The organism is Mesorhizobium sp. M2A.F.Ca.ET.067.02.1.1, assembly GCF_004023285.1.
Taxonomy (GTDB): Bacteria; Pseudomonadota; Alphaproteobacteria; order Rhizobiales; family Rhizobiaceae; genus Mesorhizobium.
Genome location: NZ_RZSB01000095.1, coordinates 1 through 12,077, shown reverse-complemented (window position 1 = coordinate 12,077; position 12,077 = coordinate 1). Strand labels below are relative to the sequence as shown.

The window sequence follows — 12,077 nt, the reverse complement described above, 5'->3', positions numbered from 1 at the left end:
CGGGCATTCCGGGCGGCCTCGTCGCGCCGTCGCTGGCGGTGGGCGCGGGGCTGGGCAGCACGCTGGGCCTGGTCTTCGGCATGGCCACTGGCACCGCGGCGTTGCTCGGCATGGCCGGCTATTTCGCCGGCGTCGTGCAGGCGCCGATGACGGCCTTCGTCATCATCCTCGAAATGACCGGCAATCACGATAATGTCATCGCGCTGATGTGCGCGGCAATGCTGGGTTACGGCACGGCAAGGCTCATCTCCAACGAGCCGCTCTACCACGCGCTGTCGCGCGTCTTCATCGCCGAGGCGATCCGGCGGCGCAGGGTTGCCGGGGCAGAACAGCCGCTGTGAAAGCGAGGACCGGATTGAGACCCGGCCTGCTTGTCCAAAAACGCCAGCTTATCTGGCAGACGAGATTTCGATTACAATCGGATGATCGCTGAGCAAAAGGTCGAGCGAGGTCGTGTTCTTCACTGTCCGGACAGGATCGGTGCCGACAGTCGGATCATAGATGCTTATGGAAGTCGCCGTGGCGCCAAGGCGCACGGTCACCTGGTCCTGGTCGTTCAACCGTTCGTCCCAGACGACCAGTTGGAACGTCCCATCACTGCGCCGCAGGAGAAGATCATGAACTGTTGGAGGCTGGTCCGCGATTGTGTAATCCAACGTGCCGGACGTAGCGACCGTACCCTCGTCAGTCAGAATAGTCGTAACGTTGTGAAGGTAGGTCGCGGCCTTGCGGGGTGAATAATCGGGCCTGAAGAAACCGAACGACTGGTTGCCGGCCTCATCGGTGCGGTCCCTCAGCAGATAGACCGAAGTGTAGGCATAACCACGCTTGAACTGTGCGAAATACAAATTCAACAAATTCAAACCCTGCAACTCTTCGGTGACCGGTCCCTGGATATTGGTTCCCGTCTCGGTCGTGACACGCGGCAGTGTTTCAAGTTGTTCAGGCGGGTAGCCCCGGAACCATTTCGACCATGTCAGACCGAAGTTTCCGAATAGTCCGTCGACCCGCGAAGCATAGGTTGGGTCGGCAGCATCCCACACCTTGTTGTCGGCCGGATAGGGCGAATGCGGGTGGTAGAGGTAGTTGTGTACATTCGCGTAGTCCGCATATCTGGTGCCGTCCGGCATCAAGGTTTCAGCGTCCTGAGGAATTGCAAGAAACTGAAGGCCAACGTTGTCATTTTGCGCTCCCGGTTCCGAAATCGACCACACGGGGTACTTCGCCAGCGCCGGATCCGTCTTGACCGCGTGGTAAAGGTCTCGCTGCAATTTCGCGACCGCCATCCAGGAGTACCCGCGCCCACCGCCTTTCTCGCCTCGATACTCAACAGCCCAGTTGTTTGGCTCGTTGTTGCCCTCAAAAGCCAGCAGCGCGTCGGCCTGCGCCAATACCTTGCCGGTTTCCATCAACCTCTTCAGGTCAGACCCACCGCTCACCAGTCCCCAACTCAGCCTGGCACCGGTTTGCCGATGCAGTTCCAGAAAGGTCTGCATGGTCGTGGGGCCGTTGTCAGTTAACCCCTCTATTCCCGCCCTCACCCACCGGAAGCCGCAATAGCGGACCATCTCGACGGTCTTAGCCAAAGGCTGGCCCCGGTCAGGAAATGTGCTGACGACACCGATGCTGTTCAGAAAATCCGCGGTCGCAACGGCGGCTCTTGGGTCGGCGCGCGAATCCTGAGACCAAAGAGCCAACATCGCGGCGATCGCAAGACACTGGTGTTGGGCGCTCACGAAAGGGTTCCTTCCGGTCCGCTCGCGGGGGAATATGGCTCGGCCTCGGGTTGTCCTCATCTTGCCGGTCTGAGCCATACATGCCCACCATAGCAACCAGCCTTGCTTTGCCGTAACACCCATTCCGCTATTCATCTACAAAATAGCCGTAGGATCTGATGCTCATTTCATGAAAACGCCAACCCGCTCTCCGATGCGCAATTGCGCATCGAATCCGTTTCACATTCTTTCCGGAATTGCTCTCAAATGAAAAAGGCCGGGCTTGCGGCCCGGCCATCGGATTCAGACTCGGTCCCTGCCTACTTGCACTTGGCGATCGAGGCCAGCGCGGCCGATATGCCCTTCAGCGAGAAGACATAGGAGGTGGGGTTGCCGCGGCCGGACTTCGCCTGCACCTTCATGTCGGTGCCGGTCTTCATGGCAGCGATCAGCACCGGCTCCTCGGCGGCGTTCTCGACCCAGGCGGACTTGCCGCGGGTGAACATCGAGAAGCTCTTCTTGTCGATGGTGACGGTCGCCTTCGAGCCTTCCTGGAAGTTGTAGCCGGCGATGAACTGCGGCTCGTAGGAAACCTGCTGTCCGGGACGCTGGCTGACGAAGAAGAACATGTCGCCATGGTCGAGCGACGGCGGCTGCTTGTCGGTCGGCACAGTCAGCACATAGCAGACCTTGCCGGCCTGCGACTGATAGCTGTAGGTGCCCCAGGCGTTGTGCTGGCCGATCTTGGTCGCCTGCTGCGCCAGCACCGGCGGCGCGAAGGCGGCCGCCAGGACCAGGCTGGAAATTGTAGCAATCAATCCGCGCATCGTTCTTCCCGTATTCCAAATGGTGCGGAGGCGGGCCGCGTGGCGTCCTGCCGTCGCTTCATTTTGATTTAATCAGGGTTACCAAACGGTGAATCGTCCACGAGAAAAGGAACTCACCCCAGGAAACCGCCCACCCAAGGCACATCACGCCGAAGGGTTCGAGCGACGTGCTTGGGTCTCTTTTCTTGTGCATGTCGTTATCCCAAAACCGCTACGCAGTTTTGGGCGACATGCAGTCGCGCCGCCACCGTTGAAAGCGGCTGGCGCGACGTCCCGGCGCGGAGTTGGATGCCACGAAAACGGCAAGAGTTTGTCTTTTCGCGCGCGCTGATTTGCGGGCTGAGCAAGCGGCCGTCAGCCCTTGTCGGCCAGCGCGTCCTTGGCGGCCTGCCTGTGGGCGGCCGTGATATGGGCGCTGACGGCGGTGATCGCCGCGGTCAGCACCGCAAGGTCGTCGGTGTAGCCGAGGCCGACGACGAAATCGGGAATGAAATCGAACGGCAGGACGAAATAGCCAAGCGCACCGAGCAGGGTGGCCTTGGCGCGCAGCGGCGTATTCTTGTCCATGGCGCAGTAATAGGCGGCGACGACTTCGTCCATGAACGGAATTTGCCGCGCCGCCTTCTTGGCGGTGCGCCAGAATTTGTCACGGATCTCGCCTTCGCCGGCAAGCTTGTCGCCGAACCCGACGAAATCGAAACCGGAACCTTGCGTCATCAATCGCTCCTTGGCGGCCGCGCGCAACCCATGCGTGCCGACCCGCCGCGAAAGATGTGGTGAAAGCGGGGGGCTCCTGCAAGAGTCTAGGGGTTGGTTGGGCGGAAAATCGGAACGAGACGCCACAGCACTTCAAATGCTGGTTGGTGGCAATCGCCTCAGTTTGGCGATTGGCCGAGCTATTCCTCCGATCGTCATCCACGGGCGAAGCAAGGAGCGAAGCGACGCGCGCAGACCCGAGGATCCATTCCGTTACCTTCGAGCGCCGCTCACGGTGCAGAATTCTGCTCCGCTACAATCCTCGACCACGGTCACGGAATGGATCCTCGGGTCTGCGCTCCGCTTCGCGTCGCTCCGCCCGTGGATGACGAAGTGACGACGCCTCGCCCTCAGTGAAAATACCGGTTCATCCGCTTTGCCAACTCGATATCGAGCGCCGTCACGCCGCCGGCGTCATGCGTGTTCAGCGTCACGTCGACGGTCTTGTAGACATTGGACCAATCCGGATGATGGTCCATCTTCTCGGCGGCCAGCGCCACGCGGGTCATGAAGGCAAAGGCCTCGGAGAAATTCTTGAAGACGAAGCTGCGCTTGATCGACGCGCCGTCGGCGGCGAGCGACCAGCCGTCGAGCTCGACCAGAGCGGCGGCGATCGCGTCCTTGCTTAGTTTTTCTCTCGTCATGATGATTTCCCGTGCTATCTCGAATTTGACCCCACCATAATGCAAGTCGCCCAAAGCTGCTTTGTGGTTTTGGGGTTCCAAATGCACAAACGGCGCATATCGAATGAGCATAAAGCCCATAAATTCCGTTCTGTTCGTCTGCCTCGGCAATATCTGCCGTTCGCCGCTCGCCGAGGGCGTGTTTCGCGCCGTCTGGGCCGAGCGTGGCCGGGGCCACGAAATGCTGCTCGATTCGGCCGGGACCGGCGGCTGGCATGCCGGCCAGGAGCCGGACCGGCGCTCGATCGCGGTGGCCTCGAAGCATGGCGTCGACATTTCAGGGCAGAGGGCACGCAAGGTGCTGCCGGGGGATTTTTCGCGCTTCGACCTGATCCTCGGGATGGACCGGGCCAATGTGCGCGACCTCAATGCGCTGGCGCCGCAGGCCGCGCGAGACCGCGTCCATCTCTATCTGGATTTCGCCACGGGAAGGGCCGCGGACGTGCCGGATCCCTATTATGACGGCGCCGAGGCCTTCGCTTCGGTCTACCGCATGATCCGCGAGGCGTCGGAGGCGCTGGCGAAGCGGCTCGAGGCGAGCGTTTCGGCGACCAGCGGCCAGGCTTCCTCGACGATGTAAGGGCCGCCGCCAACCGAATCGCGCGACGACATCAGCACGAAGCGGCCGACACGGAAGGGCAACGCGGCGAAATTGCCGCGCGCCGAAAGATATTGCGCGACGTCGAGCGGGCTTGCGTTGCGCAGGCGCGCCAGCGTCACATGCGGCGAGAATTTGCGCGGGTCGGCCGGTAGGCCGAGCCGCTGGCAGATGCGGTCGATCTCGCCCTGCAGCGCCGTCAGGTCCGGCGAGGCGGACACGCCGGCCCATACCGCATGGGGCTTCTTGCCGCCAAAGGCGCCGACGCCCGAGAGCGTCATCTGGAATGAGGGGCGGTGAACCCTGTCGAGGGCGTTGGCGATCTCATCGGCGACATGGCCTTCGACATCGCCGATGAAGCGCAGCGTCAGATGGTAGTTTTCGACGTCGATCCAGCGCGCCCCGGGCAGCCCGCCCCGGAGCAGGGACAAGGAGAGAGCGGCATCACGCGGAATTTCGAGGGCGGTGAAAAGACGTGGCATGTGAAGCCTCCTGTCCTCGAATCGAAACTCTCGGCCCTAGCGAATCATCGATATCAGCGCGGGGCAAGCGGTTTGTTGTCCACAATGTTTCCCCAGCGGAAAGCGTGGCTTTTCGGTCTCACGACGCACCGCCATTCGCGGCAATGGCCTTCTCGACCACGGGAAGGATACGCTCGACCATGATGTCGACCCCCTTGGGGTTGGGATGCAGGCCGTCTTCCAGCTGCATGTCGGCGTGGCCGGCGACGCCGTCGAGGAAGAACGGATAGAGGGGGACGCCGTATTTCTCCGCAAGCCGCGGATAGATGGCGTCGAACGCCTTCTGGTAGTCGGCGCCGAGATTGGGCGCGGCGCGCATGCCGGCCAGAAGCACCGCAATGTTGCGCTGCTTCAGCTTGCCGAGCATGGCGTCGAGGTTCTTTTCGGCGATGTCGGGTGAAAGGCCACGCAGCATGTCGTTGGCGCCGAGCTCGAGGATCACCAGCCTTGTGCCGTCCGGCACCGACCAATCGAGCCGCGCCAGCCCGCCGCTCGAGGTGTCGCCGGACACGCCGGCATTGGCCACGGTGACGTCGAGGCCCTTCGCCTTCAAGGCTGCCTGCAGCCTGTCGGTGAAACCCTGGCCAGGGGCGAGACTGTAGCCCGCCATCAGGCTGTCGCCGAAGCCGACGATGGTGAAGGTGGCGGCGTGCGCCGACGAAATGGCGCCGCAAAGGCCAAGGAAAAGGATGAGGGCTGCGAAAACGACGGGGGCTGCGGCAAAACGATGTTTGAATGCCATGCGGCGAGCCCCATATGACCGAAACAACCCAAGGAAGGAGACACGGGCCGTCTCCTTTTTCCACATATAGGGCGCTTTTATTGTGACAGAAGCCGTCATCGCGTTGAGGGACGTATCGCTGACGCTCGGCGAGGGCGCGTCCTCCGTCCATGTGCTGAAGGGCGTGAGCCTCGACGTGGCGGCCGGGCAAGCCACCGGCATTGTCGGCCCATCGGGCTCGGGCAAGTCCACGCTGCTGATGGTTCTTGCCGGCCTGGAACGGGTCGATTCGGGCACGGTCCGGATCGCCGGCGAATTGCTCAACGGCAAAGGCGAAGATCAGATTGCTTCGTTTCGGGGGCGCAACATTGGCATCGTGTTCCAGTCCTTCCACCTCATTCCCAACATGACCGCGCTCGAGAATGTCGCGGTGCCGCTCGAGCTCGCCGGCCATGCCGATCCGTTCGGGGTGGCCGCGCGCGAGCTCGCGGCGGTCGGGCTGAGCGACCGTGTGACGCATTATCCGGGCGAGCTTTCCGGCGGCGAGCAGCAGCGCGTGGCGATCGCCCGGGCGCTGGCGCCCTCGCCGCGCCTCCTCATCGCCGACGAGCCGACCGGGAATCTCGACCAGGCGACGGGAAAGCAGATTGCCGATCTTCTCTTCGCCAAGGCGGCGGAACGCGGCATGACGCTGGTGCTGGTCACGCATGATCCGGCGCTTGCCGCGCGCTGCGCGCGCCAGGTGTCGATGCGCTCAGGGCGGATCGAGGACGCTGCTCAGCTTAAAGTGACGGCATAATCGCATGGCGGAGACCCCCTCATCCGGCCCTTCGGGCCCCCTTCTCCCCGAGGGGAGAAGAGATCGCCGGGGCCGGCACCTCCCTCTTCTCCCCACCGGGGAGAAGGTGGCCGCGAAGCGGCCGGATGAGGGGGCCTGGCTCCGGACATTGAAGCTCGCCATCCGCTTCTCGCTGCGCGAGATGCGCGGCGGCCTGTCCGGCTTCATGATATTCCTTGCCTGCATCGCGCTGGGCGTCGCGGCGATCGGCGGCGTCAATTCGGTGGCGCAGGCGATCAGCGCAGGCGTCGCCAACCAGGGCCAGACGCTGCTCGGCGGCGATCTGCGCTTTCAGGTCAACCAGCGCAGCGCTTCGGATGCCGAGCTTGGCTTCATCAGGAGCCTCGGCACGGTTTCGCAGACCTCCGGCATGCGCTCGATGGCGCGGCTGGAAGATGGCTCCGACCAGGCGCTGGTCGAGGCCAAGGCCGTCGACGACGCCTATCCGCTCTACGGCGCGCTGGTGACTGATCCGGCGCTGCCTAAGGAGCAATTGTTCGGCGAAAGGTCCGGCGTGTTCGGCGCCGCCGCGCCAGACCTTTTGTTCGAGCGGCTCAATCTTCACGTCGGCGACCGGCTGAAGCTCGGCAGCGCCGTTTTTGAGCTGCGGGCGAGGCTGGTCAGCGAGCCGGACGCGGTGTCGGACGGTTTCGGCTTCGCGCCGCGGCTGATGATCTCCAGCCAGGGCCTCGCCGCATCCGGTCTGGTGCAGCCGGGCAGCCTGGTCGAGAACGCCTATAAGGTGAGGCTGCCGGAGGGGACTTCCGAAGCGCGGATCAAGGATATCCAGGCTCAAGCCGCGAAGGATTTCCCGCAGGCCGGCTGGTCGATCCGCACGCGCAGCAACGCGGCGCCGGCGCTGTCGGCCAATATCGAGCGTTTTTCGCAGTTCCTCACCCTGGTCGGGCTGACGGCGCTGGTGGTCGGCGGCGTCGGGGTGGCGAATGCCGTGCGCGCCTATCTCGACGGCAAGCGCGGCGTCATCGCCACCTTCAAGAGCCTCGGCGCCTCGGGCGGCTTCGTCTTCACCGTCTATCTCGTGCAGATCCTTTTGATCGCCGGCCTCGGCATCGTGCTCGGGCTGATCCTCGGCGCCGCAATGCCGTTCGTGGCGAGCGCCCTTCTGCAATCCGTGATCCCCGTGCCGGCGCAAGGCGGCTTTTATCCAGGCGCGCTGGCCATGGCGGCGCTGTTCGGCCTGCTGGTGACACTGGCTTTCGCGCTGCTGCCGCTCGGCCGCGCCCGCGATGTGCCGGCGACCGCGCTGTTCCGCGAGATGGGCTTCGAAAGCCGCGGCCTGCCACGTCTGCCCTATGCCGGTGCGGCGCTGGCGATCGTCGTTGCGCTGGCGGCGCTGGCCATCCTCTCGGCCAACGACTACCGCATCGCCTCGATATTCGTCGGCGCCACGGTCTTTGCCTTCCTGGTGCTGCGGCTGGTGGCCGTGCTGGTGCAGTGGGCGGCGAGGAAGAGCCCGCGCGTGCGCTCGGTTTCGCTGCGGTTGGCGGTGGGCAACATCCACCGTCCGGGCGCGCTGACGCCCTCGGTGGTGCTGTCGCTCGGTCTCGGGCTGACGCTGCTGGTAACGCTGGCGCTGATCGACGGAAATCTCAGGCGGCAGATCTCTGGCATCCTGCCGGAGCGGGCGCCGAACTTCTTCTTCGTCGACATCCAGAGCAGCGACGTCGATGCTTTCGCCAACCTTATCGGCAAGGAGTCGCCGCGGGGAGCGCTGGTCAAGGTGCCGATGCTGCGCGGCCGCATCATGGCGCTCAACGGCGTCGACGTCGACAAGGTGAAGATCCCGGCCGACGGCGCCTGGGTGCTGCGCGGCGACCGTGGCCTGACCTATGACGCCAGGCAGCCGGAGAATGCGACACTGACCGAAGGCGCGTGGTGGCCGCAGGACTATTCCGGCGAGCCGCTGGTGTCTTTCTCGGCCGAGGAGGGCAAGGCGATCGGGCTGAAGCTCGGCGACAGCGTCACCGTCAATGTGCTGGGGCGCAACGTCACGGCGAAGATCGCCAATTTCCGCCAGGTTGAGTGGGAGACGATGGGCATCAACTTCGTCATGGTGTTCTCGCCCAACGCCTTTGCCGGGGCGCCGCATGGCTGGCTGGCGACGCTGACCGACAAACAAGCCTCCACGGCCGACGACGCAAGGCTGCTCAACGCCGTCACCCGCGCCTTCCCGGCGGTGACGACGGTGCGCGTCAAGGACGCGCTCGACATCGTCAACCGGCTGGTCGCGCAACTGGGGACGGCGATCCGCACTGCTGCCGGCGTGGCGCTGATCGCCTCGGTGCTGGTGCTCTCGGGCGCCTTGGCCGCCGGCAACCGGGCGCGCATCCATGACGCCGTGGTGCTGAAGACGCTTGGCGCGACGCGGCGGACGCTGATTGCCGCCTTCTCGCTCGAATATGCGCTGATCGGCCTTGCGACAGCGCTGTTCGCGCTGGCCGCCGGCGGTATCGCCGCCTGGTTCGTGGTCGCGCATATCATGACGCTGCCGTCGCATTTCATGCCGGAGGTGGCGGTGGCGACGATCCTGGTCTCGCTGACGGTCACCGTCGGCATCGGCCTTGCCGGCACCTGGCGGGTGCTCGGCCATAAGGCGGCGCCGGTGCTGCGCAACCTCTAACCGAGCGCGGCTCCAAGTCCCGGCCCGATTAAATCTCTGTAAGAATGCCCGGCGGAAGGCCCAAAAACCGACCTTTCGCACTCTCACAAAGCGTTACGACCCGTTACCGTCTTGTTCTTGACGTCAAGAACTATCATATTTCGCAACAGGCATGCTGGAGCCCCGCCAGCGGCGCCTGGTCCAGGGATCAATCCAAGCGGACCTGTCACCGGACGGGGCAGAAGCAACAGAGGATTTCCAATGGCTGATCCCATTCGCAACTACCAGACGGGCGCCGCCTCCGGAGCGCGCGTCGATATCGATCAGGGCCTGCGCGCCTATATGATCAAAGTCTACAACCTCATGGGGCTTGGCCTGCTCATTACCGGCCTTGCCGCCTGGGGCGCCTTCCACCTCGCCGTCACCGGCGACGGCCAGCTGACTGGTTTCGGCCAGCTCATTTACGCCAGCGCGTTCCGCTGGGTCGTCATCCTGGCGCCGCTCGCCGCCGTGATGTTCCTGTCGTTCCGCATCCAGTCGATGAGCGTGGCGGCGGCGCAGACCACGTTCTGGGTCTATGCCGGCCTTGTCGGCCTGTCGCTGTCGACGATCTTCCTCGTCTACACCGGCACCAGCATCACCCAGACCTTCTTCGCCACGGCCGCGGCCTTCGGCGGTCTGTCGCTCTACGGCTACACGACCAGGCGTGACCTGTCGGCGTTCGGCTCGTTCCTGATCATGGGCGTGATCGGCCTGCTGATCGCGATGCTGATCAACATCTTCCTGCAGTCGTCGGCGCTCGCCTTCGCAATCTCGGCGATCGGCGTGCTGGTATTCGCAGGCCTCACCGCCTACGACACGCAGCGGATCAAGGAGATGTATTTCGAGGGTGACGTCGCCGACGTCGCCGGCCGCAAGGCGATCATGGGCGCCCTGCAGCTCTATCTCGACTTCATCAACCTGTTCATGTTCCTGCTGCAGTTCATGGGCGACCGCCGCTAAGGGCGTTACCGGTCTCACTGGACCATAGAGTTGCGAAAGGGCGGCCCAACGGCCGCCCTTTCCTTTTTTGCATGCCTTTGCTGTTATCGAGGCAGGAAAACAAACTGCATAGATTATGAGCAATATTGCGATCAGGGCTGCGACTGCGGCCGACCTTGACCGGATCACTGAAATCTACGCCGATGCGGTCGTCCACGGCACGGCGAGCTACGAGCTGGAGCCGCCCACCCGCGCTGAAATGGGGAACCGGTTCGACACTCTGGCGGCGGGCGGCTTCCCCTATCTGGTGGCGGAAAAGGGCGGCGCCGTGCTCGGCTACGCCTATGCCGGACCGTTCCGGCCGCGCCCCGCCTACCGATTCGTCATCGAGGATTCGGTCTATGTCGCGCCCGAGGCCAAGGGGCAGGGCGTCGGCTCGCTGCTGATGCGGGCGTTGATCGAAACGGCGCGCGCGGCTGGCTTCCGCCAGATCATCGCGGTCATCGGCGACGGCCGTGCCGACAGCGCCTCGGTACGGCTGCACGAGAAGCTCGGCTTCCACCATTCCGGGCGGTTGGAAGGATCAGGCTACAAGCACGGGCGCTGGCTGGACACGGTGTTCATGCAGCTGTCGCTGAATGGCGGCGCAGAGCTGCCACCTGATCCTGATTCGCTGCCGGAGCGGCGGTTTCGGGAATTGAGAGGAATTGAGGAACTGAAGAATTGAGGAATTGAAGAAAGACGGCTGCGAACTGGCGCGTCAGGCGCCCTTTTCCTCAGTTCTTCAATTCTTCAGTTCCTCAATTCCTCTTTTTTCCCCTAAGCCTCGACGACCTTCAGCTTGGCATCGAAGACCCCAAGCACGCGGCCGAGTTCCTGGCCGCGCTTGAGGATGCGGCCGCCTGCCGCGATGACGGCGAAGGCGCCTTGGCGGCGCGCCAGCTTGGGGTCCTTGACGATCTGGAACAGCGGCACTTCGCTGGCCCGGCGGAAGATGGAAAAGACAGCGCGATCAGTGAGATGATCTATAGCATAGTCGCGCCATTCATTGGCCGCCACCATGCGTCCGTAAAGCCTCAGGATCTGATCGAGCTCGCGCCGGTCGAATCGCACCGGCTGGTCGAGGCGTGCGCTGCGCGCCTCGTGCAACGGGATCAATATTCCGGATGCTTCCCCATCCTCCGTCCCGCCGCTGTGATCGGTCATGCCTCGATCCTTCGATTGAATCATGCGCCGGCCAAGGTTCGCGCTTTCAGGATCGAATTGCAAGGGCCAGCCAGGCATGCGCACGGTCGCGCGCTTTCCCAATCGTCCAGTCACGTTTGCGAAACATGTGTTGGAATTGGTGATCCTCTGCCACAATCTCGCCACAAATAATCCGCGCTCATGCCCCAATCTCCGACGAGTTTACCGGCGTTGCCTGAGACGGTTCGGTCCGGCACCGGCTCGTAAACCCCAAGCCCCCCGCCCACGGGTCAGCGTCGGATCGAACCAACCTCGGTTTTTCCTTGGAAAAATCAGGTGCGACGATCCCAAAACCTGAATGACCGGCGTCAGAAGCAAGCTGACGCCGGTTTTTTATTTTTCCTTCTCCCCTTGTGGGAGAAGGTGGCCGAGCGAAGCTCGGTCGGATGAGGGGTGTTGGAAGGAATGAGGCGGTGGCGGTTTCGAGCTTATGGCCAAGCTAGAGCACCCCTCATCCGTCTCGGCGCTGCGCGCCGATCCACCTTCTCCCACAAGGAGGGCTTTGCACGGAACTGAGTTGGTGATTCCGTATGTTCGGCATGAAGGGGAGATGATTCGGATGGTCGATCGCG

General features: G+C 63.4%; 13 protein-coding genes. 6 read left to right on the top strand and 7 right to left on the bottom strand.

Translation table 11 applies throughout. The features are described from left to right. A partial coding sequence (locus tag EOA28_RS10305) for a chloride channel protein (RefSeq protein ID WP_189341995.1) occupies positions 1 to 341 on the top strand: 341 nt, incomplete at its 5' end. 48 nt (positions 342 to 389) lie between these two features. Here EOA28_RS10305 and EOA28_RS10300 read toward each other — a convergent pair. The 4 genes from EOA28_RS10300 to EOA28_RS10285 form a co-directional block, all read right to left on the bottom strand. Beyond that, complete coding sequence (locus EOA28_RS10300) at positions 390 to 1,736, bottom strand: glycosyl hydrolase (protein ID WP_189341994.1); 1,347 nt, start codon at positions 1,734 to 1,736, stop codon at positions 390 to 392. A 299-nt stretch (positions 1,737 to 2,035) separates the two neighbouring features. Beyond that, complete coding sequence (locus EOA28_RS10295) at positions 2,036 to 2,542, bottom strand: invasion associated locus B family protein (protein ID WP_127252475.1); 507 nt, start codon at positions 2,540 to 2,542, stop codon at positions 2,036 to 2,038. A 354-nt stretch (positions 2,543 to 2,896) separates the two neighbouring features. Then, entirely contained in the window at positions 2,897 to 3,259 is a 363-nt protein-coding gene (locus EOA28_RS10290) for a YkvA family protein (RefSeq protein WP_127252473.1), read from the bottom strand. Between the two features lie 389 nt (positions 3,260 to 3,648). Beyond that, a complete protein-coding gene (locus EOA28_RS10285; RefSeq protein ID WP_127252471.1) occupies positions 3,649 to 3,942 on the bottom strand; it encodes a 4a-hydroxytetrahydrobiopterin dehydratase in 294 nt (97 codons plus the stop codon). A 103-nt stretch (positions 3,943 to 4,045) separates the two neighbouring features. Here EOA28_RS10285 and EOA28_RS10280 point away from each other — a divergent pair, with 103 nt between their 5' ends. Then, positions 4,046 to 4,561 (top strand): low molecular weight protein-tyrosine-phosphatase, encoded by a 516-nt coding sequence (locus EOA28_RS10280; protein ID WP_127252469.1) that lies wholly within the window; start codon positions 4,046 to 4,048, stop codon positions 4,559 to 4,561. Here EOA28_RS10280 and thpR read toward each other — a convergent pair. Next, entirely contained in the window at positions 4,468 to 5,061 is a 594-nt protein-coding gene (thpR, locus tag EOA28_RS10275; RefSeq protein WP_126080428.1) for an RNA 2',3'-cyclic phosphodiesterase, read from the bottom strand. The two genes, EOA28_RS10280 and thpR, sit on opposite strands and share 94 nt — an antisense overlap. A 118-nt stretch (positions 5,062 to 5,179) precedes the next feature. Beyond that, positions 5,180 to 5,842 carry an arylesterase gene (locus tag EOA28_RS10270; RefSeq protein ID WP_127252467.1) on the bottom strand — a complete coding sequence of 221 codons (663 nt, stop codon included), beginning with the start codon at positions 5,840 to 5,842 and terminating at the stop codon, positions 5,180 to 5,182. An 82-nt stretch (positions 5,843 to 5,924) separates the two neighbouring features. Here EOA28_RS10270 and EOA28_RS10265 point away from each other — a divergent pair, with 82 nt between their 5' ends. From EOA28_RS10265 to EOA28_RS10250, 4 genes are all read left to right on the top strand, one after another. Continuing rightward, entirely contained in the window at positions 5,925 to 6,620 is a 696-nt protein-coding gene (locus EOA28_RS10265) for an ABC transporter ATP-binding protein (RefSeq protein WP_127252466.1), read from the top strand. A gap of 181 nt (positions 6,621 to 6,801) precedes the next feature. Then, positions 6,802 to 9,300 (top strand): ABC transporter permease, encoded by a 2,499-nt coding sequence (locus EOA28_RS10260; RefSeq protein WP_189341996.1) that lies wholly within the window; start codon positions 6,802 to 6,804, stop codon positions 9,298 to 9,300. Between the two features lie 240 nt (positions 9,301 to 9,540). Beyond that, positions 9,541 to 10,281, top strand: a complete 741-nt coding sequence (locus EOA28_RS10255) for a Bax inhibitor-1/YccA family protein (RefSeq protein WP_126080432.1) — start codon at positions 9,541 to 9,543, stop codon at positions 10,279 to 10,281. A 115-nt stretch (positions 10,282 to 10,396) separates the two neighbouring features. Then, positions 10,397 to 10,987, top strand: a complete 591-nt coding sequence (locus tag EOA28_RS10250; protein WP_127253723.1) for a GNAT family N-acetyltransferase — start codon at positions 10,397 to 10,399, stop codon at positions 10,985 to 10,987. Positions 10,988 to 11,079: 92 nt separating this feature from the next. On the opposite strand, the gene EOA28_RS10245 is transcribed toward EOA28_RS10250, so the two are convergent. Beyond that, positions 11,080 to 11,466 (bottom strand): DUF2794 domain-containing protein, encoded by a 387-nt coding sequence (locus EOA28_RS10245; protein WP_128298365.1) that lies wholly within the window; start codon positions 11,464 to 11,466, stop codon positions 11,080 to 11,082. Between the last annotated feature and the right edge of the window lie 611 nt (positions 11,467 to 12,077).